Origin of the sequence: Variovorax sp. YR750 (genome assembly GCF_900109805.1) — a bacterium.
GTDB lineage: Bacteria > Pseudomonadota > Gammaproteobacteria > Burkholderiales > Burkholderiaceae_C > Variovorax > Variovorax gossypii.
This window is the reverse complement of record NZ_FOBJ01000009.1, coordinates 97,101-120,608: the sequence shown is the minus strand read 5'-3', so window position 1 is coordinate 120,608 and position 23,508 is coordinate 97,101. Positions and strand designations below refer to the sequence as shown.

21 protein-coding genes and 1 riboswitch are annotated in these 23,508 nt (G+C 69.4%); of the genes, 13 read left to right on the top strand and 8 right to left on the bottom strand.

Annotated features, from left to right (window positions below; all coding sequences use genetic code 11):
- The first annotated feature begins 17 nt into the window (after positions 1-17).
- Positions 18-1,556: a malonate--CoA ligase gene (locus BMY35_RS19460; protein WP_093202504.1), complete on the top strand. Its 1,539-nt coding sequence runs from the start codon at positions 18-20 to the stop codon at positions 1,554-1,556.
- On the opposite strand, the gene BMY35_RS19455 is transcribed toward BMY35_RS19460, so the two are convergent.
- The 3 genes from BMY35_RS19455 to BMY35_RS19445 form a co-directional block, all read right to left on the bottom strand.
- The gene (locus tag BMY35_RS19455) at positions 1,553-2,998 is read right to left on the bottom strand and encodes a serine hydrolase (protein ID WP_093202501.1); all 1,446 of its coding nucleotides are present in this window, start codon (positions 2,996-2,998) and stop codon (positions 1,553-1,555) included. The genes BMY35_RS19460 and BMY35_RS19455 overlap by 4 nt on opposite strands.
- 62 nt (positions 2,999-3,060) lie before the next feature.
- The gene (locus BMY35_RS19450) at positions 3,061-4,116 is read right to left on the bottom strand and encodes a phenylacetaldoxime dehydratase family protein (RefSeq protein WP_093202499.1); all 1,056 of its coding nucleotides are present in this window, start codon (positions 4,114-4,116) and stop codon (positions 3,061-3,063) included.
- Positions 4,117-4,133: 17 nt separating this feature from the next.
- Positions 4,134-5,156: a carbon-nitrogen hydrolase family protein gene (locus BMY35_RS19445; protein ID WP_093202496.1), complete on the bottom strand. Its 1,023-nt coding sequence runs from the start codon at positions 5,154-5,156 to the stop codon at positions 4,134-4,136.
- A gap of 189 nt (positions 5,157-5,345) precedes the next feature.
- Between BMY35_RS19445 and BMY35_RS19440 the strand changes: the two genes are divergently transcribed.
- Positions 5,346-6,311, top strand: coding sequence for an AraC-like ligand-binding domain-containing protein (locus BMY35_RS19440; RefSeq protein WP_093202494.1), 966 nt, complete (start codon positions 5,346-5,348; stop codon positions 6,309-6,311).
- Positions 6,312-6,328: 17 nt separating this feature from the next.
- On the opposite strand, the gene BMY35_RS19435 is transcribed toward BMY35_RS19440, so the two are convergent.
- From BMY35_RS19435 to BMY35_RS19415, 5 genes are all read right to left on the bottom strand, one after another.
- A complete protein-coding gene (locus BMY35_RS19435) occupies positions 6,329-6,754 on the bottom strand; it encodes a universal stress protein (protein ID WP_093202492.1) in 426 nt (141 codons plus the stop codon).
- Between the two features lie 91 nt (positions 6,755-6,845).
- Positions 6,846-7,673 carry a sulfite exporter TauE/SafE family protein gene (locus BMY35_RS19430; protein ID WP_093202489.1) on the bottom strand — a complete coding sequence of 276 codons (828 nt, stop codon included), beginning with the start codon at positions 7,671-7,673 and terminating at the stop codon, positions 6,846-6,848.
- A gap of 281 nt (positions 7,674-7,954) precedes the next feature.
- Positions 7,955-8,278 carry a cell division protein ZapA gene (locus BMY35_RS19425; protein ID WP_093202487.1) on the bottom strand — a complete coding sequence of 108 codons (324 nt, stop codon included), beginning with the start codon at positions 8,276-8,278 and terminating at the stop codon, positions 7,955-7,957.
- Positions 8,275-8,499 carry a hypothetical protein gene (locus tag BMY35_RS19420; protein WP_019652365.1) on the bottom strand — a complete coding sequence of 75 codons (225 nt, stop codon included), beginning with the start codon at positions 8,497-8,499 and terminating at the stop codon, positions 8,275-8,277. Before BMY35_RS19420 ends, BMY35_RS19425 begins: the two co-directional genes overlap by 4 nt.
- Before the next feature lie 114 nt (positions 8,500-8,613).
- A complete protein-coding gene (locus BMY35_RS19415; RefSeq protein ID WP_093202484.1) occupies positions 8,614-10,335 on the bottom strand; it encodes a ClcB-like voltage-gated chloride channel protein in 1,722 nt (573 codons plus the stop codon).
- 54 nt (positions 10,336-10,389) lie between these two features.
- Positions 10,390-10,647, top strand: a riboswitch (cobalamin riboswitch).
- Between the two features lie 89 nt (positions 10,648-10,736).
- Here BMY35_RS19415 and BMY35_RS19410 point away from each other — a divergent pair.
- Genes BMY35_RS19410 through cobN form a run of 11 tightly spaced genes read left to right on the top strand, consistent with a single transcriptional unit; the run spans position 10,737 to position 23,490 of the window.
- Entirely contained in the window at positions 10,737-12,656 is a 1,920-nt protein-coding gene (locus BMY35_RS19410; RefSeq protein ID WP_093202481.1) for a TonB-dependent receptor domain-containing protein, read from the top strand.
- Complete coding sequence (locus BMY35_RS19405; RefSeq protein ID WP_256228862.1) at positions 12,641-14,068, top strand: cobyrinic acid a,c-diamide synthase CobB; 1,428 nt, start codon at positions 12,641-12,643, stop codon at positions 14,066-14,068. Before BMY35_RS19410 ends, BMY35_RS19405 begins: the two co-directional genes overlap by 16 nt.
- Positions 14,043-14,645, top strand: a complete 603-nt coding sequence (locus BMY35_RS19400) for a bifunctional adenosylcobinamide kinase/adenosylcobinamide-phosphate guanylyltransferase (RefSeq protein ID WP_093202479.1) — start codon at positions 14,043-14,045, stop codon at positions 14,643-14,645. The genes BMY35_RS19405 and BMY35_RS19400 overlap by 26 nt, the downstream gene beginning before the upstream one ends.
- 2 nt (positions 14,646-14,647) lie before the next feature.
- Positions 14,648-15,547, top strand: a complete 900-nt coding sequence (locus tag BMY35_RS19395; RefSeq protein WP_093202928.1) for an ABC transporter substrate-binding protein — start codon at positions 14,648-14,650, stop codon at positions 15,545-15,547.
- Entirely contained in the window at positions 15,544-16,572 is a 1,029-nt protein-coding gene (locus BMY35_RS19390) for a FecCD family ABC transporter permease (protein ID WP_093202477.1), read from the top strand. The genes BMY35_RS19395 and BMY35_RS19390 overlap by 4 nt, the downstream gene beginning before the upstream one ends.
- Entirely contained in the window at positions 16,569-17,354 is a 786-nt protein-coding gene (locus tag BMY35_RS19385) for an ABC transporter ATP-binding protein (RefSeq protein ID WP_093202474.1), read from the top strand. Before BMY35_RS19390 ends, BMY35_RS19385 begins: the two co-directional genes overlap by 4 nt.
- Positions 17,333-17,956: a cob(I)yrinic acid a,c-diamide adenosyltransferase gene (gene cobO / locus BMY35_RS19380; RefSeq protein WP_256228859.1), complete on the top strand. Its 624-nt coding sequence runs from the start codon at positions 17,333-17,335 to the stop codon at positions 17,954-17,956. Before BMY35_RS19385 ends, cobO begins: the two co-directional genes overlap by 22 nt.
- 11 nt (positions 17,957-17,967) lie before the next feature.
- Complete coding sequence (gene bluB / locus BMY35_RS19375; protein ID WP_093202469.1) at positions 17,968-18,651, top strand: 5,6-dimethylbenzimidazole synthase; 684 nt, start codon at positions 17,968-17,970, stop codon at positions 18,649-18,651.
- The gene (locus tag BMY35_RS19370; protein WP_093202467.1) at positions 18,651-19,124 is read left to right on the top strand and encodes a MotA/TolQ/ExbB proton channel family protein; all 474 of its coding nucleotides are present in this window, start codon (positions 18,651-18,653) and stop codon (positions 19,122-19,124) included. The genes bluB and BMY35_RS19370 overlap by 1 nt, the downstream gene beginning before the upstream one ends.
- A complete protein-coding gene (locus tag BMY35_RS19365; protein ID WP_093202464.1) occupies positions 19,121-19,486 on the top strand; it encodes a DUF2149 domain-containing protein in 366 nt (121 codons plus the stop codon). The genes BMY35_RS19370 and BMY35_RS19365 overlap by 4 nt, the downstream gene beginning before the upstream one ends.
- Complete coding sequence (gene cobN, locus BMY35_RS19360) at positions 19,483-23,490, top strand: cobaltochelatase subunit CobN (protein ID WP_093202461.1); 4,008 nt, start codon at positions 19,483-19,485, stop codon at positions 23,488-23,490. The genes BMY35_RS19365 and cobN overlap by 4 nt, the downstream gene beginning before the upstream one ends.
- The last annotated feature ends 18 nt before the right edge of the window (positions 23,491-23,508 follow it).

Below are 23,508 nucleotides of genomic sequence, written 5' to 3'. Positions count from 1 at the left end.
GAGAAGAACCTGTCCGAATGACGAAGACCGCCAACGCCAACCTGTTCGCCGCCCTGCGCGCGGCATTTCCCGCCGACCTCGACGCGATTGCCGTCGAAACCGACAACGGCCTGTTCTATTCATGGCGCGACATCGAGCGCGCCAGCGCCATGATCGCCAACCTGCTCGACGCACTGAAGCTGGAGAAGGGCGCGCGCATTGCGGTGCAGGTCGAGAAGTCGGTCGAGGCGATGCTGCTGTACCTTGCCACGCTGCGCGCGGGCTATGTGTTCCTGCCGCTGAACACCGCCTACCAGAGCGCCGAGATCGAATACTTCATCGGCAACGCCGAGCCGGCCGTGGTGGTGTGCACCAGCCGCAACGCGTCGTGGGTTGCGCCCATCGCCAGCGCGGCGGGCACCAGGCACGTCTTCACGCTGGACGACGACCGCACCGGCACGCTGCTCGAGGTGGCCGCCCAGTGCAGCGACCGGCACGTGCCGGCAAAGCGCAAGGCCGGCGACATGGCCGCCATCCTCTACACCAGCGGCACCACCGGCCGCAGCAAGGGCGCGATGCTCACGCACGGCAACCTGCTGTCGAACGCCGAGGTGCTCAAAGACTACTGGGGCTGGACCGAAGGCGACGTGCTGATCCACGCGCTGCCCATCTTCCACGTGCACGGCCTGTTCGTTGCGCTGCACGGCGCGCTGCTCAACGGCAGCAAGATCCTGTGGTTCGCGAAGTTCGATCCGAAGCGCGTCGTGCAGAAGCTGCCCGAGGCCACCGTGTTCATGGGCGTGCCCACGCTGTACGTGCGCCTCCTGGCCGAGCCGGGCCTCACGCGCGAGGCGGTGCGCAACATGCGTCTGTTCGTCGCGGGCTCGGCGCCGCTGCTCATCGAGACCTTCGACGAATGGCGCGAGCGCACCGGCCACACCATCCTGGAGCGCTACGGCATGAGCGAAACGGTCATGCTCACCTCCAACCCCTACAAGCCGGAGCAGGGCGAGCGCCGCGGCGGCACCGTGGGCTTCGCGCTGCCGGGCGTGCAGCTGCGCGTGCGCGACGACAGCGGCCGTGACTGCACCACCGACGAGATCGGCAACATCGAGGTCAGCGGCCCCAACGTGTTCGCGGGCTACTGGCGCATGCCCGAGAAGACGAAGGAAGAGTTCACCGCCGACGGCTTCTTCAAGACCGGCGACGTCGGCAAGATCGACGGCCGCGGCTACATCACCATCGTCGGGCGCAGCAAGGACCTGATCATCAGCGGCGGCTACAACGTGTACCCCGCCGAGATCGAGGGCTACATCAACGAGATGGCCGGCGTGGCCGAGAGCGCCGTGGTCGGAGTGCCGCACCCCGACTTCGGCGAGGTGGGCGTGGCCATCGTCATCCCCAAGGCGGGCGCCGCGCTCGACGGCGACGCCATCGTGGCGGAGCTCAAGTCGAAGCTCGCCAACTTCAAGATCCCCAAGCGCTGCTTCGTGGTGCCCGAGCTGCCGCGCAACGCCATGGGCAAGGTGCAGAAAGCGCTGCTGCGCACCGAGCACAAGGGGCTGTTCGCGGCCTAGGCTCCGGGCTTGGCTTCCGCGTCGGCGCGCTGGAACACGATGTCCGCAACTGTCGGCTCGAAGGGGGCCGCGATGCGGTCGATGTGGCCCGCGCGGTCATAGAGGAAGGTCAGCGCCAATTCGTCAGGGTGGAACTCGGCAGGCCGGTATGGCGTGGTGAACACGTTGTAGTGCCAGTGCGTGAGCGGGCCTGAAAAGGTGCGCCAGCGCCAGGCAAGGCTGCCGGCTTCCTGCGTTATCTCGATGTTCCCGTAGGCGGGGTGCGCGTAGTTTCCGACGTACTCATCGAGCGCGTGGCTGGGCTGTGTGCCTTTTTTGCGCTTGTCTTCGCGGGCGGCACGCTCGACTCTCTGCTGCTCGATGAACTCGCGTCGTTTAGGCTGGAAGCGAGCGAACCAGTCGACCGGCTCGCGGCCGCTGACGTGATCGAGTACCGCATAGGTCAGCATGGAGGTGACTGCGCTCGGCGCACGGTTGGTCAGCACCACCACACCGGTGCGACGCTCAGGCGCGAACGTCATCAGCGTGCCCCAGCCAAGCCATGAGCCTGAATGAGCGTATGTCCGGTCGCCGCGGTAGTTCTCGCAGAACAGGCCGAAGCCGTAGTGCGAGTCTCCAATCTCGGTGTGTTCCGAGCGCCCCATGTGTACATGCGGTGTGCACATCTCGCGCAGCGACTTCGTCGACAGCAGTTGCGCGCCATTCACCTTGCCTTCGTCAAGCAGAAAGCGCGCCCACTGCGCAATGTCAGCCACCGAAACATTCATGCCGCCGCCAGCTGTGGTGCGGATCGGCCATAGAGGGGAAGGCACGCATTCGTCACCGATCATCGCGTGCGGCCGGGCTGAGTTGTCCGCGGTTTCGAGTGCCTCGATGGTGAAGCCGAAGTTTCTGAAGCCCAGTGGTTTCAGCAGCCGTTCGGTGGTGAAGTGTTCCCAGTTTTGGCCGCTGAGGCGCTCCGTGACCATGCCGGCCACCATGTAGCCCAAGTTCGAATATTGGAAGGCGTCACGCAGTTCACGGCTTGGCGCGATGTGGCGCAGCAGCGGCAGCATCTGCGCGCCACCAAGATCGCCGGGCATGTGCACCCAGTCGTGGCGCGGCAGGCCGCTGCGGTGGCATAGCAGGTCGCGTATGGTGAGGCGTTCGGTCGCGAGCGCGTCCTGCAGGCGAAACTCGGGTATCACTTCGCGTACGGGGCGATTCCATTCGAGCCTGCCTTCATCGACCAGCAGGCCGAGACCGGCGGCGGTGAACGACTTGGTGATGGAGCACAGAAGGAACTGCGTCTCGGGCGTCACCATTTCTGTGCTGCGCATGTCGCGCACGCCGTAGCCCTTCTGGTGCACCACCTCGCCATCACGCACCACCGCGAGCGCCAGGCCCGGGATCTTCCATTCATGCATCGAGGCTTCGAGCAGCCTCTCGAGATCACGCCACATGTCGGGGTCCTTGCCTCAGGAATCAGGCCCGGCATCCTAAGGCATCCCGCATCGAACCGAGGTCAGGCCAGCCCGTTCATCAGCCCGCTGCCCGCGTGGCAGTTGACGTATTCGTAGCTCTGCTCGTCGGCCTTGAGCACCGACACCTCGTGGTACACGCGCAGCTGCAGCTGGAAGTTCAGCGCCTGCACGTAGCGCATGAAGCTGCCGAAGATTGCGACGTGCGTCGGGTGCGACTCGGCCCAGCGCTCCATGTCGGCCAGCGAACGCCAGTAGCTCAGGCCGAAGGATTTCTGCAGCGGCGAGCCGTGCGTGTCCAGGTGGCGCATGTAGCGGTTGCTGTAGCAGCCGATCGGCAGGCCCTGGTCGCGCAGGAAATCCATGCCTTCGCGCAGCACGGGCTCCATGTCTTCCAGGTAGAGCTTGCGTTCCTGGCCAGTGGTGTCGGTCCATTCCTGGCCGGAGCGGATCATCGCGATGTTCTCGTGCCCCGCGATGCGCACGCGCTGACCGGGAGCCGGCATGCCTGCGATCACCGCGCGCGTGCCCGAGGGCGCCATCGCGTCGGTCTGCGACAGCGGGATGCGGTCGCGCATCGAACCCCAATAGCCATGCTCCTGCAGCTCGCCGCTGACGCTGCCCATCACCACGCCGACGCCCTCGAAGCGGTCGGGCGTGTTGAACATGGTCTCGAAGTGCTCGACGCGCGGTGAGGCGATCTCCCGGAAGTAGCCCAAGCCTTCCGTGAGCCGCTCGTCGGAGCGCCACCAGGCGTCCACCGCGAGTGTCGCGCACCAGCGGGCGTACGCGACAGGGTCGCTCCAGTAGGCGATGGCGATCATGTTGTCGAAGCCTTGCGCGTCGACGTAGTGCGTCAGGTCGTGATGGTCGGGGCCGTCGGGCAGGGCGAAGTCGCGCGCGATCTTCATCAGCGCGGCGCAGGCGCGACCCTGCATCCCGGGGCCGCGCGACTGCACGCCGAAGAAGCCCATCACGACCTGCTTCACCGAAACCGGGGCGCGGGCCGACCACACGGGGTAGGGCGGCACGTAGTCGTCTTCCACGCGGCGGTGCCGCGTGCGGGGGCACTTCAGGTGCTCGGCGATGGCGGATTCCATGGCGTGCCTCCGATGGTTCAGGCCGCGACCGGCTCGGTCGCGCTGCTCTCGGGTTCCGGCGAAGGCAAGGGCGATGGCGACTGCTGCACCACGACAGGCTCGCGGCGCGTCTTGTTGAGCAGCAGCTGCGTGACGTCGGGCCGCGAGTAGTGGCCGCTGGGGTCGGCGGCTGCCTTGGCGAGCGAGATCATGCCGAGGTCGATGTCTGCGACGACCAGGCCTTCCTCGTCCTCCGCAAGCGGCGTTCCCAGCGGCGAACCGTCGGGCGCGTAGATGCGCGCGTAGCCGCCGCCGGTGCGCAGCATCTGCTGCTTGCCGGCATCGGTGCACATCAGCTCGCTCATGGCCTTCGACACGGTGGCGCAGGGCGCGATCACGAAGCACTGGCCCTCGGCCGCATACACCTGGCTCGCCGCGTTGTTGACCTCGGGGCCCAGCGCGTAGGCTGCGCCCCGGTAGAGCGAGAAGCTCGGCCATGCACCGCAGTGGATCTGCTCGTTCTGCGAATACATCGCGTACTTGCTCAGCGGCTGCAGGTGCTCCCAGCACGAGAGCGAGCCGATGTTGCCCAGTGGTGTCTCGACCACGGCAAGGTCGGAGCCGTCGCCTTCGCCGAACACCGTGCGCTCCACATGCGTGGGCTTGAGCTTGCGCCGCGTCTGCACCGTGCGGCCCTGGTCGTCGATGAGCGCCTGCGCGATGTAGAGGCTGCCGGCCGCCTTCTCGCTGTAGCCGAGCGACACCCAGATCCCGAGCCTGCGCGCCGCCTGCGCGATGCGCTCGAACTCGGTCGAGCCGACGACCAGCGAGTTGTCGTGGTAGCGCTGCACGAACTGCATGCCCCAGGCCGGCGAGTCGAGCCAGATCCACCACGGGTAGCCGGGCACCCAGGTCTCGGGAAAGGCGATGAGCTTCACGCCCTGTTTCGCGGCCTGCGCCATCAGGTCGATGGTCTTGTCGATGGTGCCGTCGAGGTCGAGGAACACGGGGGCGGCCTGCACTGCGGCGACGCGCAGCTTGGGATGGACGGTGGTCGGCATGAAGGTTCTCCAGATGCAATGAAAGTAACGAGGCGAAGCGTCCGCCGCGTGCCTGCACCGGGTTTGCGCTGTGGCATGCGGGTTGCTTGAAGCGTAGATTCGCGCCGCCGGAACGCCTTGACCCGGATTGGCGGCGTTCTTGTTCCAGCGTTGCATCCGTTCGTTGCCCAGGCCTTCCGAGGAACCCCGATGACCCAACTGCTCAGCACCGACGCCGTCCCGCGCGACCAGCGGCTCGCCTACTGGACCGACATGATCTGCAACGTCTACGTGCAGCTGGGCTGCGACCCCGTGCGGGAGGGCGACACGCGCGACTTCGAGGGCAGCATCCGCCAGCACACGCTGCCGGGGCTCGACGTGTCGGTCGTCACCTCGAGCCCGCAGAAGGTGATGCGCACGCCGGGCCACATCTCGCATTCCGGCGACGACTACTTCCTCGTGAGCATCCAGGCGCGCGGCCGTGGCGTGGTGCGGCAGGACGGCCGAGACGCGGTGCTGTCGGCCGGCGACTTTGCCCTGTACGACAGCACCCGGCCTTACCAGCTGCTCTTCGACGAGTCATTCGAGCAGATCGTGCTCAAGCTGCCCGGCGAGCGCCTGCGCAGCGAGCTGCGCGACACCGAGGCGCTGACGGCCACCACGGTGTCGGGGCGCGAGGGCGCGGGGCACCTGCTGCTGGGCATGATCCATACGCTGCGCGAGGACATCGACACGCTGCAGCCTGCCTCCGCGCTCGCGGTGGCCAACGGCGTGCAGAACATCCTGGTGGCGGGCCTGCAGACACTGCCGGCCGCGCGCGCTCCGGCGCTGAGCAATCTCACCGCCTATCACCTCGCACGGGTGAAGCGGCGCATCGACGAGCAGTTGTCGGATCCGTCGCTGTCTGTCAGTACGCTGGCGACGGAGCTGGGCGTGTCGGTCAGCCACATCCATCGCGTGTTCAGGAGCGAGCCGCTCACGCCGTCGCAGTACATCTGGGAGCGCAGGCTGGAGGCATGCAGCCGCGACCTGCTGGAGCCCCGACTCGCTGGGCGTCCGGTGGCGGACATCGCCTATGGCCGGGGATTCAACGACGCGGCGCATTTCAGCCGCGCGTTCAGGGAACGCTTCGGCTGCTCGCCGCGCGAATGGCGGCAGCAGCGCACGCAGCAGTAGCGAGCGAAGAAGAAAAACTACTGGACCAGCAGCACCGTGGTGTTCGTCTCGGCGATCACCTTGGTGGCGACGGAGCCCATCAGCGCGCGGCCCAGGATGCCGTGGCCGTGCGTGCCGAGCACGATCAGACCGGCTTGCGCGGCGGTGGCCGACTTGAGGATTTCCTCGGCGATGTGGCCGTGGCGCGCGTCGACCGTGTAGTTGGCGATGCCCTGCGCCGCGAGCTGTGCCTTCACGGGCTCGATCACCTTGGCGCTTTCCTCGGCGTAGTAGTCGGAGACGAGCTCCTTGCTGAGGTGGCGCGTGACATGGCCCGAGATGCCGGTGCACACGTGCACGATCACGAGATCGTGACCATCCACGAACATGGCGCGGTTGGCGACGAGATAGGCCAGAGCCTTCTGTGTGTAGGCGCTGCCGTCGACTGCGATGAGGATTTTCATGGCCCCGTTATACGGCGCGTGCCGCGGGGGCGGCAACGAGTCGCACCTCCTGCCGAAGGGCTTTGCGCCCTTTCTTCTTCAGCTGCAAGGATCAGCCGTGCAGGCCCTTCCAGAGCATGTAGGCCGCCAGCAGGTAGAGGATGCTCGCGAACACGCGCTTGAGCTTCTTCACCGGCAGGCTGTGCGCCGCCTTCGCGCCCAGAGGTGCGGTGAGCACGCTGCACAGGGCGATCACCGCCAGCGCGGGCAGCCAGATGTAGCCGAAGGAGCCTGCGGGCAGCCCCTGCACCGACTGGCCGCTGACCGCATAGCCCAGCACGTTCGCCACCGCGATGGGAAAGCCCAGCGCCGCGCTGGTGGCCACCGCGTTGTGGATGGAGATGTTGCACCACGTCATGAACGGCACGCTGATGAAGCCGCCACCCGCGCCCACGAGGCCCGAGATGAAGCCGATGGCGCCGCCCGCCGCGAACTGGCCGCCCGTGCCCGGCATCTGCCGCGTGGGGGCGGGCTTCTTGTCGAGGAACATCTGCGTGGCCGAGAAGCCCACGAACAGCGCGAAGAAGATCGCCAGCGCCGTGCCCTTGAGCAGCGAGAACACGCCCAGGCTGCCCACCAGGCTGCCGATGACGATGCCCGGCGCGAGCCGCTTCACGATGTCCCAGCGCACCGCGCCGCGCTTGTGGTGCGCGCGCACGCTCGACACCGAGGTGAAGATGATGGTCGCCATCGAGGTCGCGATGGCCATCTTCACCGAGAGATCGGCCGGCGCGCCGCGGTGGCCCATGATGATCGTGATGAAGGGCACCATCAGCATGCCGCCGCCGATGCCCAGCAGGCCTGCGAGGAAACCGGTGCCGAGCCCGAGGGCGGCGAGTTCGGCGATGAGGATGGGGTCGAGCAGGCTGGAGACGTTCACGGAAATTCTGTATCGCAAAAAGCAACGGCCCCGAGCAGTGTGTGCAGGGGGCCGTGGCGGAATTAGGTGTCTGCAAGTGGGCGCCGGACTCGCATCCTGAACCGGGGTTCAGGTGGGCGAGGGCAGCAGGACTTCGGGTTCATCTGACGCGAGATGATCACACCCGTCGAGCGATTTACCAAGCCCGGCTCCGTAGAGCATTGGAACAAGGACATATAAAGCCCAACGCGCACCGCAGACGAATCGGATTTTACCGCTGCCGCCCCGCCGGCGGAACCCGCTCAGAGCAAATGTCCATCGCCCGCCAGGGCCTGATCGAGTCTTTGAATGAGCTGGGCGGCCTTCGGATCGGTTTCGGTGGTATCAGGCGCGGCTGCCGGAGTGGGCGGCGCGCTGGCGGCGGCCTGCTGGGCCGCGAGGTCGAATGCCAGGTTCAGCGAGGCCAGCACCGCGATGCGGTCGCGGGCCTTGACTTTTCCCGCGTCGCGGATCTTGCACATGGCGGCATCCACGCGTTCGACGGCTTCGCGCAACTGCGCCTCGCCGCCATCGGGACAGCCGAGCAGATAGCTCTGTCCCATGATCTGTACTTCAATCTGCTTCATGCGGGGGAATCTTCGGAAGGTGGTTCAGCCGGCAACCGTTCGAGCAGGGCATCGAGGCGCGTGCGGGCCGCGACGAGCCGCGACTTCAGTGCGTCGCGTTCGCGCGTGAGCGCATCGACCTGTTCCTGCAGCAGCGCGTTGGTGCGCTGCACCTCTTCGTGACGCACGAGCAGTCGTTCGACGCGCTCGGCGATCTGATCGATGGGGCTGGAGGCGGGCATGGTTGGCGATTGTAGTTTCCCGGGGAGGCGGTCCCGCCGAGGCCGGACGCGCTGCCCGACGTGGCAGGGATTCTGCGGCTTTGCAGCCTGCCGATCAAACCCTTCGCGGCCTTTTCAGGCCTCGCTCAGCCGCACGTAGGTGGCCAGCAGCGCGCTCTTGGCGACCACGCCCAGCAGCACGGGGTTTTCCGCGCTCTCGATCACCGGCAGCCGCTCGCCCAGGTGGTCGAGAAAGCGCTGCAGCGCCTCGCCCAGCCCGGTGCCGGCGGTGATCGGCTGGATCGTTTGGGAGAGCAGGGCGGCGGCCGTCGTCTCCTGGGGCGCCGTACCGAGCGACGAGAGCGGCACCACGCCGAGATAGCGCTTGTCCGCGTCCACCACGTACAGATACTTCACGGGGTGCTGCAGGAAGAGCCTGCTCATCGCCTCGCGGTCCGCCTGCGGTCCGACCACCGTTTCGGCCGGCTGCACCAGGTCGCGCATGTGCAGCCCGCGCAGGCGCATCTGGTCGTCGCGCTGCGCGTTGCGATGCAGCGTGATCTCGTACATCGAACCCGCATTGGCCGAGCGCGCGACGAAGTACGCGATGACGCTCGCGGCCATCAGCGGCAGCATGACCTGGTAGCTCAGCGTCATCTCGAAGATCATCAGGATGGCCATGAGCGGCGCCTGCGTCGCGCCCGCCAGGAAGGCTCCCATGCCGACGATGGCGTAGGCGAAGGGCGCCGAGCTCGCCGCCGGCCACAGCGCCTGCACGCCCTGGCCGAACAGCGCGCCGATCATGCAGCCGAAGAAGAGCGCGGGCGTGAACACGCCGCCCACCGCGCCCGAGCCCGCCGTGGCCATGGTGGCGACCGCCTTGGCGAGCAACACCATCGCGATCAGCGTCCATGCCCATGGCGTGTGCAGCACCGAATTGACCACGCTGTAGCCATTGCCCCAGACCTCCGGCATCGGCACCGACACCGCGCCCATCACGAGCCCGCCCAGCGCCAGCCGCAACGGCAGAGCGATCGGCAGCCGCGAGAACAACGCCCGGCTGCCCTGCAGCGCGCGCAGGAAGCCGACCGCCGCGAAGCCCAGCAGCACGCCGAGCACGCAGAACAGCACGACCTCGGTGCCGTGGATTTCCGGGAACGGCGGCATCCTGTAGGGCGGCTGGTAGCCCGGCAGCGCCCGCATCGCGACGTTGGCGACTACCGAGGCGATGATGATCGGCCCCACGCTTTCCATCGCGATGGAGCCCAGCACGATCTCCGCGACGAAGAAGGCGCCGGCAATGGGCGCGTTGTAGGCAGCCGTGAGGCCGGCCGCCGCGCCGCAGGCCACCAGCAGCCGCAGCCGCTCGGCCGGAAAGCGAAACACCTGCCCGAACAGCGAAGAGGCCAGCGCCGCCAGCTGCACCATCGAGCCCTCGCGCCCGATCGAGCCGCCGGTGCCGATGCTCACCAGCGAGGACGCGCTGCGCGCCAGCGTCTGCGCCACCGGAATGCGCCCGTCGCCCAGCACGATGGCTTCCATGTAGTCCGAGGTGGCGCTGCGTTCGGCCACGCGCTTCGCGAGCACCAGCAGCAGTCCCGCCACCAGCCCGCCCAACGTGGGGCAGGCGATGCGCGCCCACCACGGCAGGTGCTTGGCCATCGCCACGAGTCCTTCGCCCGGCCCGAGCACCAGATGCTCGAAGGCGAGCAGTGCCGCGCGAAAGAGTTCGGTCGCCAGCGTGCCGAGCAGTCCGGCCACGATGGACCACAGCAGCATCGACTGCCAGCCCGAGACACCGAAGAGACGCTGCAGCGCCGAGCGAAGATTCAGGAAGACCGAGGCGGGCCGCATCATGGCCGTCGATGTTAGCGGTACCACGACTTTCGACTTAAGCACCGCTGGGCAGGGCATAGAATTCCGCCCGTTGGTGCTCGCGCCGTGGTTCGCACGGCGCAGTTCAACGGGAAGCAGGAGTGGAAGCCCCGGGTTCGTACCGGAACAAGGCCGAAGCCGCCTGCGCTGCCCCCGCAACGGTCAAGCAGACGGCGCCGCAAGGTGCCAGCCCCTTTCCATCGAAGCCACTGGACGCCCTGAAACAGGTGTCTGGGAAGGCGGTGAGGAGCCGTTCTGCCAGCCCGGATACCGGCCAACAAGGCGGCTGCCGCACGCGTCGACGATGAACGCATGCGCGGCCATTGCGCCCAGGCGCCGGCGGGGAGGCCGGCCAGGGGTATTGACGTTCGTTCGCTTGATTCATGATTTCCCACGTTTGCTTTTCCCGCGGCCGCGTTCCTGCGCGCCGTTTTCGCCAGGCCTGCCTGCCGCTCGCACTGGTTTCCGCCTTCGGCGGCACGGCGGTCCATGCGCAGGAGGCGCCAGCTCTCGCCGAGACGGTGGTCACGGCCAACCGCACGCCGCAGCCGCTGTCGGACCTCGTGGGTGACGTCTCCATCGTCGACCGCAAGGCGATCGAGCGCAGCGGCGCGACCGGCGTGGCCGACGTGCTCTCGCGCCTGCCCGGCATCGAGATCTCGCGCTCCGGCGGCGTGGGCAACACCACCAGCCTGTTCATCCGTGGCGCCGAGACGCGCTTCACCGCCGTGTACCTCGACGGCGTGCGCATCGACTCGCAATCCACCGGCGGCGCCGGCTGGGAAGGCATTCCGCTCTCGCAGATCGACCGCATCGAAGTGCTGCGCGGCCCGGCCGCCGCGGTCTACGGCTCCGACGCCGTGGGCGGCGTGATCCAGCTTTTCACCAGGCGCGGCGAGGAGGGCGTGTCGCCCTACGCGGGCATCGGCATCGGCAGCTACGGCCTGCGCAAGATCGAAGGCGGCGTGAGCGGCAAGTCGGGCCTCTTCGACTACTCGTTCGGCGTGGCGCACGAAGAGAGCAAGGGCTACAACGTGCAGCCCGTGGACAAGCGCAACGTGACCAAGGACGGCTTCACCAGCCCCGACCGCGACGGCTACAACAGCACCTCGGGCAACGTGAAGCTGGGCTTCCAGATCACGCCCGACCAGCGCATCGAGGCCACGATGCTCGCCAGCGACACCAAGGCGGGCTACGACGCCACCGTGGCCTACAAGACCAAGCCGCCGATCCTGTTCCGCGACGACGTGTCGAGCAACACGCTGCGCACCGCCGGCCTGACCTGGTCGGCCAAGTGGAACGACGTCTACAGCACCCGCGTGCAGGTGACCGACTCGCAGTCGGTCTACAAGACGCAGCCCTCGTTCTACCGGACCGAGACCAAGCTGCGCGGTTACCTGTTCCAGAACGAATTCCGCTTCGGCCCGCACCTTGTCACCGCCACGCTGGAGCGCCGCGAGGACGCGCTCGAGAACGCGGCCACCACCACCTCGAAGCTGCTGTCGCGCGACCGCTCGCAGAACGCCATTTCGCTCGGCTACGGCTTCGTGCAGGGCCCGCACTCGCTGCAACTGCACGTGCGCCACGACAGGGACAGCGAGTTCGGCGGCAAGACCACCGGCAGCGCGGCCTACGGCTACGCCATCACGCCGTCGCTGCGCTTCACGGCGTCGGCCGGCACCGCCTTCCGCGTGCCCACGCTGTACCAGCGCTTCAGCGAATACGGCCTGGCCACGCTCAAGCCCGAATCGAGCCGCAACCTAGAGCTGGGCCTGCAGTACACCGAAGGCGCCACCCAGCTGGGCGTGGTGGCGTACGCCAACCGCGTGCAGAACCTGATCGTGTTCGACGGCTCGGCCAAGGGCTGCGCCTCGTCCTTCGGCTGCTACGCGAGCACGGCCCGCGCGCGCTACCAGGGCGTCACGCTGTCGGGCAGCCACCGCATCGGCGACGTCACGCTGCGCAGCTCGCTCGACTTCCAGGACCCGCGCGACCTTGCCACCCACAACCTGCTGGCCCGCCGCGCGCAGCGCCACGCCACCATCGGCGCCGACTGGCGCGTCGCTGGCTGGACGCTGGGAGCCGAGGTGCAGACCTCCAGCCGCCGCTACGACGATGCCGCCAACAGCGTCAAGCTCGGCGGCTACACGGTGCTGAACCTGTCGGCCACCACGCAGATCACGCGCGACCTCAACCTGGTCGCGCGCGTCGACAATGCGGGCAACAAGGACTACCAGTTCGCGCGGCTGTACGCCACCGCAGGCCGCACCGCGTACGTCGGTCTCAAGTGGACGCCTCAATAAGCTCATCTTCCCGTCCGAACGGCACCGCCAGCGGTGCCGCGGCGGTTTCATGCGCCGCCGTGCTCGTGGCCGCCCCGGCCTCGGGGCAGGGCAAGACCACCGTCGCGGCCGCGCTGGCGCGGCTGCATGCGCGCCAGGGCCGGCGCGTGCGCGCCTTCAAGTGCGGCCCCGATTTCCTCGACCCGCACTGGCTTGCGCTGGCCACTGGCGCGCCCGTGCACTCGCTCGATCTCTGGATGACCGGCGAGGCCGACTGCCGCGCGCGCCTGCACGAGGCGGCGGCCGGATGCGACCTGCTGATCGTCGAGGGCGTGATGGGCCTCTTCGACGGCACTCCCAGTGCCGCCGACCTGGCGCAGCGCTTCGGCCTGCCGGTGCTGGCGGTGATCGATGCGCAGGCCATGGCGGGCACCTTCGGCGCGCTGGCCTACGGGCTGCAGAACTTCCGCCCCGGCCTGCCGTGGGCGGGCGTGCTGGCGAACCGCGTGGCCAGTGAGCGGCACGCGGGCATGCTGAAGGACGCATTGCGCGATCCCTCGCAATGGCTCGGCGCCTTGCCGCGCGAAGCGGGGTTCACGCTGCCCGAGCGGCACCTGGGGCTGGTGGCCGCCACCGAACTCGGCGACGCGATGGCGAGGCTAGATGCGGCGGCCGACGTGCTGGCCGCCACGCCGCTCGGACAGATGCCGGTTGCCCGCATGCCGCAGGTGCGCTTCGAGGCTCCCGCATCCGACGAGGCGCAGGCCGTACCGCCGCTGCTCGCCGGCCGCACCATCGCCATTGCGCGCGACGCTGCCTTCTCCTTCATCTACCCGGCGAACCTCGACGTGCTCACGGCACTGGGTGCGCGGCTGAGCTTCTTCTCGCCGCTCGCGGGCGATGCACTGCCTGCCTGCGATGCGGCCTGGCTGCCCGGCGGCTATCCCGAACTGCACGCCGGGGCCCTGGCCGCCTGCGCGCCCATGCGCGAATCGCTCGCCGCGCACGTCGCTTCGGGCAAGCCGGTCTGGGCCGAGTGCGGCGGCATGATGGCGCTGTTCGACGAACTCGCGCTGCAGGACGGCGGGCAGGTCCATCGCCTCTGGGGCCTGCTGCCCGGCCGCGTGACCATGCAGAAGCGGCTGGCCGGCCTCGGACCGCAGCAGCTCGCGCTCGGCAGCCATGTCCTGCGCGGCCACACATTCCACTATTCCAGCTGCGAGACGCCGCTCGTGCCCGCCGCGCACACCGCCCGGCCCGGGGCGACGCAGCCCGTGGGCGGGCGCGCCGGCGAAGCGCTGTACGTGCACGGGCCGGTGCGCGCGAGCTATTTCCACGCGTGGTTCGCCTCCAGTCCGCAAGCCACCGCGCGCCTTTTCGGCGCCATGCCCATCGAGTTGGAGAGCCATGCCGCATCAACCGACCAAGCCTAGGACCCCGGCGCACGAGTTCATCCTCGGCGGCCAGAAGAGCGGCAAGTCGCGCCGCGCCGAGCAGCGCGCCATCGACTGGCTCGCGGCCGATGCGCGTACGCACCGCGCCGTGCTGATCGCCACCGCGCAGGCCTACGACGACGAGATGCTGGAGCGCATCGTGCGCCACCAGGCCGACCGCGCCGAGCGCGTGCCCGGCATGCGCACCATCGAGGAGCCGGTAGAGCTTGCGCGCGCCATCGTCACGCAGAGCACGCCCGAGACGCTGGTGGTCGTCGACTGCCTCACGATGTGGCTCACCAACCTGCTGATGCCCATGCCCTCGGAAGACGCGCGGCCCGTCACGCGCACGCCGGCGACGCACATCGCCATGCTGCTGGTCGCCTTGCGCGATGCGCCCGGGCCGGTGGTGCTGGTGGGCAACGAGATCGGGCTGGGCGTGATCCCGCTGGGCAGCGAGACGCGCGCCTTCGTCGACGCGCTCGGCCGGCTCAACCAGGACGTGGCCGCCGCCTGCGGCCGCGTCACGCTGATGGCGGCCGGCCTGCCGCTGAGCCTGAAGGCGCCCGCGGCATGAACATGAACATGGGGAAGATCCGTGCTGCGTTGGCGGCCCTCGGCCTGGCGCTCTTCGCGCTGGCCGCGCATGCGCTCGACGTGGTCGACGAGCGGGGCGTTTCCGTCGAGCTGCCGCAGCCGCCGCAGCGCATCGTCACGCTGCTGCCGTCGCTCACGGAATCGGTCTGCGCGCTCGGCGCCTGCGACCGGCTGGTGGGCGTGGATCGCTATTCCAATTCGCCCGCGCAGGTGAAGGTGCTGCCGCAGCTCGGCGGCGGCATCGACCCGAACGTGGAGGCCATCGTAGCGCTCAAGCCCGACGCGGTGCTGCTGGCCAAGTCATCGCGCGTCACGCAGCGGCTGGAGGCGCTGGGCCTGAAGGTGCTGGTGCTCGAGCCCAAGAGCCATGCCGACGTGCGCCGCGTGCTCGACAAGCTCGACCAGGTACTTGGCACGCACGAGGCGCCCAAGGTCTGGCGCGTGATCGACGCCAGCGTGTCGGCCGCCGCGCAGTCGGTGCCCGCGGGAGCGAAGGGCATGCGCGTGTACTTCGAGGTCAACAGTGCGCCGTACGCGGCCGGCGAGTCGTCCTTCATAGGCGAGACGCTCGCGCGGCTGGGCATGAAGAACATCGTGCCGGCTTCGCTGGGCCCATTCCCCAAGCTCAACCCCGAGTACGTGGTGCGCGCGAACCCCGATCTCATCATGGTGAGCGTGCGCAGCGCGCAGGGGCTGGAGCAGCGACCGGGCTGGGGCGGCATCCGCGCGGTGCGCGAAGGACGCATCTGCCGCTTCAGCGAAGAGCAGTCCGACGTGCTCGTGCGGCCCGGCCCGCGCATGGACGAGGCGGCGCGGCTGATGGCCCGATGCCTTGCCGACAAGTTCGGCGAAAAGTTCGGTGACAAGGGCGGCGGGCGATGAGCGTGGCGACCGTCAGGCACACGGCCCATCTGCGTCGCGTGCTGCTGCTGGGCGCCGGGCTGCTGGTGCTGGGCGCCGCGCTCATGCTGCTGGGGCTCGGCATCGGCAGCACCGGCTTCGAGAGCTTGTTCGCTGCGCGGCACGACCCGGTGGCGCTGCAGATCGTGTGGGATATCCGCCTGCCGCGCACGCTCGGCGCCTGGCTCGCGGGCGCGCTGCTCGGGCTGGCGGGCGCGGTGGCGCAGGGGCTCTTCCGCAATCCGCTGGCCGATCCGTACCTGCTGGGCAGCGCCTCGGGCGCCTCGCTGGGCGTGGCGCTGGCGCTGCTGATGTTCGGCGGCTCGGCCGCCAGCGCGCAGTGGGTGATGCGACTCGGGCTCACCGGCGCGGCCTTCCTGGGCGCGGTGCTCGCGGTGATGCTCACGCTGATGCTGGCGCGCGGCGTGCAGCAGACGCTGCGGCTGCTGCTGGCCGGCGTGATCGTCGGCGTGGTGCTCGGCGCCGCGAAAGACCTCATCACCATCGCCTCGGCGGACATCCTCCAGGCCATCCAGGGCTTCGTCCTCGGCAGCACCGGCCTCGTCGGCTGGAGCGCCTGCGCGGTGATGGCGATGGTCGGCGCCGTCTGCCTGCTGGCGGGCTGGGCGCTGGCGCCGGTGCTCGACGGGCTCGCGCTCGGCGAGGCCACCGCGCGCAGCCTGGGCCTGCCACTGGGCGCGATGCGTGCGGCGCTGGTCGTCGTGCTTGCGCTGGCCACCGGCGCGGCCGTGGCGCAGACCGGGCTCATCGCCTTCGTCGGCCTGGCGGCGCCGCACCTGGTGCGTTCGGTCGTGAAGACCACGCACGCGAGGCTGATCTTGCTGTCGGCGCTGATGGGCGGGCTGCTGCTGATGGCGGCCGACCTGCTCGCGCGCTGGCTGATCGCGCCGCAGGAACTGCCGGTGGGCGTGCTCACGGCCGTTCTGGGCGGCAGCTACCTGCTGTGGCTGATGCACCGGCGCAGCGCGCGCGGAGGCGTGGCATGAGCCGCGACGACACGCCCGCCGCGCTCGAGGCGCGCCGCCTGAGCGCCACGCTCGGTGTCACCGAGGTGCTGCACGACATCGACTTGGCGCTGCCATCGGCCCGCTGGACCAGCATCGTCGGACCGAACGGCGCGGGCAAGTCGACGCTGCTCAAGGCGCTAGCGGGGCTGCTCGCGCATCGCGGCGAAGTGCGGCTCTTCGGCGAAGCGCAGGACAAGGTGCCGGCGCGCGTGCGTGCCCGGCGCCTTTCCTGGCTCGGCCAGAGCGGCACGGGCGAGGGCAGCGCCGACGACCTGATGGTCTACGACGTCGCCATGCTCGGCCGCCTGCCGCACCAGCGCTGGCTGGCCGCGCCCGGGGAAGCCGACCGCGAGGCGGTGGAGCGGGCCCTGCGCAGCACCCAGGCCTGGGACTGGCGAGACCGCCCGCTGGGCCAGCTCTCGGGCGGCGAACGCCAGCGCGTGCTGCTGGCGCGCGCGCTCGCGGTGGAGGCCGAGGTGCTGCTGATGGACGAGCCGCTCGCCAACCTCGACCCGCCGCACCAGGCCGACTGGATGCAGATCGTCCGCGCGCTCGTCGCCGAAGGCCGCACCGTGGTCAGCGTGCTGCACGAGCTGCCGATGGCACTGGCGGCCGACGAACTGGTGGTGATGGACCGGGGCCGCGTCGTCCGCCATGGCGGCTGCGACGACCCGGCCACCCATGCCGCGCTGGAGCAGGTGTTCGACCACCGCATCCGCGTGCATCGCGTGGCGGACCAATGGATCGCGCTGCCGAAGTAGCCACGCAGAAAAAAGCACAGGAACAACACACCATGCAGATCGAAACCCCACCCAGCGAGAAGCCCTACGAGAAGCCCGAAGGCGAGCGCCGCGGCATCGTCATCGTCAACACCGGCGACGGCAAGGGCAAGAGCACGGCCGCCTTCGGCCTCGCGCTGCGCGCGCATGGCCGCGGCAAGGCCGTGAAGATCTACCAGTTCATGAAGGTGCCGAGCGCCCGCTTCGGCGAGCACCGCATGTTCGAGCAGATCGGCATCCCGATCGAAGGCCTGGGCGACGGCTTCAGCTGGAAGAGCCAGGACCTGGAGCGCTCCGGCCAGCTCGCGCGCGACGGCTGGGAGAAGGCGAAGGCGGCGATCCTCTCGGGCGAGTTCTTCCTCGTGGTGCTCGACGAGATCACCTATCCGCTGATCTACGGCTGGCTACCGCTCGAAGGCGTGCTCGAAACCCTGCGCGCGCGGCCGAAGCACGTGCACGTGGCGCTCACCGGCCGGCGCTGCCCGCCCGAGATCATCGAGCTGGCCGACACCGTGACCGAGATGACGCTGGTCAAGCACGCCTTCAAGGCCGGCATTCCCGCGCAGCGCGGCATCGAGGACTGAAGAAGAAAAACATGGCACACGCGTTCGAGGCTGGCGAGGCGAGGGCGGTGTATCGCGCCATCCACGAGCGGCGCGACATGCGCCACTTCGCGGGCGGCAGCGTCGCGCCCGAGGTGCTGCGCCGGCTGCTCGACGCGGCGCACCATGCGCCCAGCGTGGGCTTCATGCAGCCGTGGCGATTCATCCGCATCCGTGGCGAGGCGCTTCGGCACCAGTTGCATCGCATCGTCGAACAGGAGCGCGTGCTGACCGCCCGCGCCCTCGGCGAACGCGAGGACGAGTTCATGCGCCTGAAAGTGCAGGGCCTGCTCGACGCCGCCGAGCTGCTGGCGGTGACGCTGGCCGACGGCCGCGAGAAGCATGTGTTCGGCCGCCGCACGCTGCCGCAGATGGACCTGGCATCGGCCTCCTGTGCCATCCAGAACATCTGGCTCGCGGCGCGCGCCGAGGGGCTGGGCATGGGTTGGGTGTCGCTGTTCGACCCGGCCGAGGTGGCCGCGTTGCTGGGCCTGCCCGAAGGCGCGGAACCCATCGCCTTGCTGTGCCTGGGCCCCGTGGCCGACTTCTACGAAGAGCCGATGCTGCAGCGCGAACGCTGGGCGAAACGCGAGCCGCTCGCGTCGCTGGTGTTCGACGAAGGCTGGGGCCGGCCTTCGGACCTCTTCGACCATCCGTCCACCGTGGAGCCCACCTGATGCTGGCCTTCGACTCCGTTCTCTTCGAGCTAGCGCGCCTGTTTCTCTGGCCGGTGACGCTGGGCGTGCTGCTGTCCTTCGTCTATGCCGTGTACTGCCTGGGCGCGTTCGGGGTCGAGTATCTGCAGCGTCGTCGCGACCCGTCGCGCGCGCTGGTGCTGCAGCCGCATGCGCAGGCCAGCCAGGAGCAGATGGAGCTGGTCGTGCTCAAGCAGCTCGAGGGCGTGCGCCTGTGCAGCCGCGTGGCGCCGATGCTGGGGCTGATCGCCACGATGATCCCGATGGGCCCGGCGCTGGTTGCCGTGGCTTCGGGCGAATCGCAGGGCGTGGCGCAGAGCCTGGCACCGGCCTTCGCGAGCGTGATCGTGGCGCTGGCCTCGGCCTCGATCACCTTCGTGGTCTACACCGTGCGCCGCCGCTGGCTGATGCGCGAGCTCGTGACGGTGCTCGACGCGCGGGACCGCCTCTCATGAGCAGCCGGCGCCAGTTCTCGATATTGAGCAGCCTGGACAGCGACGACGACGACCCGGTGCTTTCCACCATCAACCTGATCGACGTGTTCATGGTGGTGATCGGCATGCTGATGATCGCGGTCATCAACAACCCGATGAATCCTTTCGCGCAGGACAAGGTGACGATCATCCGCAACGAGGGCCAGCCGAACATGGAGATCGTGACCCGCGACGGCCGCAAGATCACGCGCTTCAAGGCCAGCGGCGCGACCGGGCAGGGCGACGGCGAGAAGGCCGGCACCGCCTGGCAGCTGAAGGACGGGACGATGGTCTACGTGCCGGCGGATGCGGTGCCGGCCGGTCCGGGCCCGGGCGGGAAGTGACGCGGGTCTTCCTTTTCTGGCTGCTGGCGGCGCTGGGGTTCGTCGCGCCGGCGCAGGCGCAGCCCGCGGGCGGGCGGGTCGTGGTGCTGAGCACTTCGCTCGTATCGCCGGCAAGGGTGGTGCGGCTGCAGGCGGCCGCGCGCGAAGCGGGCCTGCCCTTGCAGGTGGTGTCGGCACCGAAAGATTCGCCCGAGGCATTGGCGGGTGCGTTGGAAGGCGCGAGCCTGCTGGTCGTCGATGCGCCGCACATCAGCGTCGCGCAGGCGGCGGCCGCGCGCTTCGGCGACGTGATCTCGCGCGGCACCGTGCCGTATGTGCTGGTCGGCGAGTTCGCGCTGGTCGCCAAGGGGCAGGCTTCCACCGCCGCGCCGCTCGCGGCGGAGCGTGGCGTCGATGCCGCGTGGGCGCAGCGGCTGCGCGAATACTGGCGCTTTCCGGGCGCGGCCAATCTGGGCGCCGCGATGAAGGCGATGGCGCAGCCAGGCAAGGCCGACGGGTTGCCCGATCCCGTGCCGATGCCGCTGGCCGGCCTCTATCACCCGGCATGGCCGCGCATCGAGACCGGCGTCCCGGCCATCGAAGGACTGGCGCGCAGCGGCACCGTCGCCATCGCGATCAACAGCGCCACCGTGGCCGGCGAAGACACCGGCTGGCTCGACGCGCTGATCGCCTCGCTCGAACGGCGCGGCCTGCGCGCCTACGCTTTCTACGGCCCGCGCCAGCAGAAGGACCTGTTCTTTCGCATGACGCACGACGGCGAACGCCGCGTGGCCGATGTCATCGTCAATGCCTCGCTGGTCTTCAGCCCGAACGAGCGCAAGGCCGAGCTGGAGCGCATCGGCGTGCCGGTGCTGCAGACGCTGCCCTCGCTGGCGATGGACGCCGATCAATGGGCGCGGAGCAGGGACGGCCTCGCGCAGACCGACATCGCCTCCTACTACAGCCCGAGCGAGCTGGCCGGCATGACCGACCCGATGCTCGTGAGCGCCCGCGATGCGGCCACCGGCACGCTGCAGCCGCTGCCCGCGCAGATCGACGCCGTGGCCGCCAAGGCTGCGGCGCTGCTGCGGCTTCAGCGCACCCCGCCGGCCGACCGGCGCGTGGCGATGCTGGTCTACAACTACCCGCCGGGCGAAGCCAACTTCGGCGCCTCCTTCCTCAACGTGCCGCGCAGTGTGAACAACATGCTGGCGGCAATGAAGTCGGCCGGCTACGGCACCGAGCTGCCGGGCACCGATGCGCTGATCGCGCAGGTGCAGGCGACGATGAAGGCCTACTACCCGAACCCCACGGGCCAGGGCGACGAGCTGCAGCCGCTGCTCGACAGGGGCTTGGCCGACACGCTGCCGCTGCCGGCCTACCTCGCGTGGTTCCGCGCGCTGCCGCAGGAGACGCAGCGCCGCATCGAAAGCTACTGGGGCCCGCCCGAGAAGTCGACCATGCTGCGCCCCGTGGCGGGCGAGCCGGCCTTCGTGATTCCGCGCGTGCGCTTCGGCAACGTGGTCGTGCTGCGCCAGCCGCCGCGCTTCGAGCCCGGCACGCAGGTGGCCGGCAAGGCCGAGCAGGTCTATCACCGCTCGGCCGTTCCGCTGAGCCACGGCTACCTCGCCACCTATCTCTGGCTGCGTACGCGCTTCGGTGCCGGCGCCGTGGTGCACGTCGGCACGCACGGCACGGTCGAATGGTCGGCGGGCAAGGAGCGCGGGCTGTCGGTGCAGGACGATCCGCTGCTCGCGCTGGGCGACCTGCCCAACGTGTACCCGTTCATCATGGACAACCTCGGCGAGGCCACCACCGCCAAGCGGCGCGGCCGCGCGACCATGGTGAGCCATTCGACGCCGCTGTTCGCGCCCGCCGGCTTCCGCCCCGGCGTGCAGGAGATGCACGAGCGCATGCACGAGTGGGAGACGCTGTCGCCCGGCCCCGTGAAGACCGCGCTGGAAAGGCGGCTCGCGGCCGAGTTCGCGGAGCACCGCTACGACCGCGACCTGGGCTGGACGCCCGCGCGCATCCGCGCCGATTTCGCCGGCTTCATCGCGGTGCTGCATCCCTATCTCGACGAGCTCGCGCAGACCGCCCAGCCGCTGGGCCTCGCCACCTTCGGGCAAGCTCCGGATGCGCAGCGGCGGCGCATGACCATCCTGCAGATCCTCGGCAAGCCGTTGGTCGAAGCACTCGGCGAGGACATCGACGAGGCCTTCCTGATCGACGCGAGGAACGTCGCCGGCTCGCGCCCCGCGCGCTGGGTGGAACAGGCGCTCACCGACGCGCAGGCCGCGGGCGCCATGGGCGCGACGCCCGCCGACCGGCAGAAGCTGCTGGAGCTGGCCCAGCGCGCCCGCAAGCTCGACGATGTGCTTGCGCACAACGAGGAAATCGAGGGCCTGCTGACCGCGCTCGACGGCCGCTACCTGAAGTCCAGCTACGGCGGCGACCCGGTGCGCAACCCCGACAGCCTGCCGACCGGTCGCAACCTCTACGGCTTCGACCCGAGCCGGGTGCCCACCCGCGCAGCCTGGGAGACGGGCGTGGCCGCCATGGATGCCTGGATCGCGGAGCATGCGAAGACCCATGCCGGCAAGGCGCCCAAGAAGATCGCCTTCACCCTCTGGGCCGGCGAGGCTTCACGCCACCAGGGCGTGCTGGAGAGCCAGGCCTTCTATGCCATGGGCGTGAAGCCGCGCTGGGACGAGGGCGGGCGCATGGCGGGCATCGAGATCATTCCCGCATTGCAGCTGAAGCGGCCGCGCATCGACGTGCTCGTCAGCGTCACCGGCTCCTACCGCGACCAGTTCCCGGCCGTGATGCGCTGGCTCGACGAGGCGGTGCAGCAGGTGGCGGCCCTGCGCGAACCCGGCAATGCCGTGGCCGGAAACAGCGAGGCGATGGCGCGCAGGCTGCGCGCGGAAGGCGCGACGGCGAGCGAGGCGCAGCGCTGGTCGACGGCCCGTGTGTTCTCGAACGAGCAGGGCAGCTACGGCGCCGGGCTGGAAGAAGCCGCGCTTGCGAGCGAGGTGTGGAAGAACCAGCAGCGCGGAGGCGGCGACGCGCAGATGGCGCAGCTCTACATGGACCGCATGGGCCATGCCTACGGCAAGGGCCTCGATGGCGCCGTGCGGCCCGGTGCCTATGCGGGCAATCTCGTGCAGGTCGATGCTGCGCTGATGGCACGCAGCTCCAACCTGTACGGCGTGCTGACCAACGACGACCCGTTCCAGTACCTCGGCGGCATCGCGCAGGCAGTGCGGCATCTCACCGGCAAGGATCCGGCGCTGTACGTGCAGAACCTGCGCGACGGCAGCGCGGTGCGCACCGACACCGCCGCAGGCGCCATCGCGCGCGAGATGCAGACGCGCTACCTGCATCCGCAGTGGATCGAGGCGCAGAAGGCCGAGGGCTACAGCGGCACGCTGCAGGTGCTGAAGACCGCGCAGTTCCTCTGGGGCTGGCAGGTCACGGCGCCGGCCGCCGTGCGGCAGGACCAGTGGCAGTCGCTGCACGACGTGTACGTGCGCGACCGGTACAGGCTGGGCACGCGCGAATGGCTGGAAGGCGACAACCGCGCGGCCTTCGCGCAGACGCTGGAGCGCATGCTCGACGCGGTGCGGCTGAACTACTGGAGCCCGGATGCCGCCACGCGGCGCGAGTTGGCGCGGGCGTACGCGGAGGCGGTTCGGGCGACGGGACTGCGCGAGCGCAATGCGGGCGTGCAGCGCTTTGCGCAGGCGGAGCTTTCTTCACCTGCCTCGCCCGTGCCCAGGCCGCGTCCGCCAATCGCGCCGGTGGTCGTGGCGACGCCGGCGCCCGAGCCTGTTCCGAACGAGAGCCCGGCGCAGGACGGCCCCCAGCCCGTGAGCGGCCTGAAGCTCGAGCCGACACCCGCCGAGGCGCCGTCGCCCCAAGCCGAAAGCGTCGTCTTCCGGCTCTGGGTGGCGCTGGGTGCTGCACTGCTCGTCGCGTTCGGCGCGCTGATGCAATGGCGCCGGGGCAGGGTGCCCGCCTGATTCGCGAGAATGGCGGCT

What these genes read in the sequence shown, in the direction of transcription:
- BMY35_RS19460 (WP_093202504.1), top strand. Translation starts at nt 18, where the DNA reads ATGACGAAGACCGCCAACGCCAACCTGTTCGCCGCCCTGCGCGCGGCA.
- BMY35_RS19455 (WP_093202501.1), bottom strand. Translation starts at nt 2,998, where the DNA reads ATGTGGCGTGATCTCGAGAGGCTGCTCGAAGCCTCGATGCATGAATGG.
- BMY35_RS19450 (WP_093202499.1), bottom strand. Translation starts at nt 4,116, where the DNA reads ATGGAATCCGCCATCGCCGAGCACCTGAAGTGCCCCCGCACGCGGCAC.
- BMY35_RS19445 (WP_093202496.1), bottom strand. Translation starts at nt 5,156, where the DNA reads ATGCCGACCACCGTCCATCCCAAGCTGCGCGTCGCCGCAGTGCAGGCC.
- BMY35_RS19440 (WP_093202494.1), top strand. Translation starts at nt 5,346, where the DNA reads ATGACCCAACTGCTCAGCACCGACGCCGTCCCGCGCGACCAGCGGCTC.
- BMY35_RS19435 (WP_093202492.1), bottom strand. Translation starts at nt 6,754, where the DNA reads ATGAAAATCCTCATCGCAGTCGACGGCAGCGCCTACACACAGAAGGCT.
- BMY35_RS19425 (WP_093202487.1), bottom strand. Translation starts at nt 8,278, where the DNA reads ATGAAGCAGATTGAAGTACAGATCATGGGACAGAGCTATCTGCTCGGC.
- BMY35_RS19420 (WP_019652365.1), bottom strand. Translation starts at nt 8,499, where the DNA reads ATGCCCGCCTCCAGCCCCATCGATCAGATCGCCGAGCGCGTCGAACGA.
- BMY35_RS19415 (WP_093202484.1), bottom strand. Translation starts at nt 10,335, where the DNA reads ATGATGCGGCCCGCCTCGGTCTTCCTGAATCTTCGCTCGGCGCTGCAG.
- BMY35_RS19410 (WP_093202481.1), top strand. Translation starts at nt 10,737, where the DNA reads ATGATTTCCCACGTTTGCTTTTCCCGCGGCCGCGTTCCTGCGCGCCGT.
- BMY35_RS19400 (WP_093202479.1), top strand. Translation starts at nt 14,043, where the DNA reads ATGCCGCATCAACCGACCAAGCCTAGGACCCCGGCGCACGAGTTCATC.
- BMY35_RS19395 (WP_093202928.1), top strand. Translation starts at nt 14,648, where the DNA reads ATGAACATGGGGAAGATCCGTGCTGCGTTGGCGGCCCTCGGCCTGGCG.
- BMY35_RS19390 (WP_093202477.1), top strand. Translation starts at nt 15,544, where the DNA reads ATGAGCGTGGCGACCGTCAGGCACACGGCCCATCTGCGTCGCGTGCTG.
- BMY35_RS19385 (WP_093202474.1), top strand. Translation starts at nt 16,569, where the DNA reads ATGAGCCGCGACGACACGCCCGCCGCGCTCGAGGCGCGCCGCCTGAGC.
- cobO (WP_256228859.1), top strand. Translation starts at nt 17,333, where the DNA reads ATGGATCGCGCTGCCGAAGTAGCCACGCAGAAAAAAGCACAGGAACAA.
- bluB (WP_093202469.1), top strand. Translation starts at nt 17,968, where the DNA reads ATGGCACACGCGTTCGAGGCTGGCGAGGCGAGGGCGGTGTATCGCGCC.
- BMY35_RS19370 (WP_093202467.1), top strand. Translation starts at nt 18,651, where the DNA reads ATGCTGGCCTTCGACTCCGTTCTCTTCGAGCTAGCGCGCCTGTTTCTC.
- BMY35_RS19365 (WP_093202464.1), top strand. Translation starts at nt 19,121, where the DNA reads ATGAGCAGCCGGCGCCAGTTCTCGATATTGAGCAGCCTGGACAGCGAC.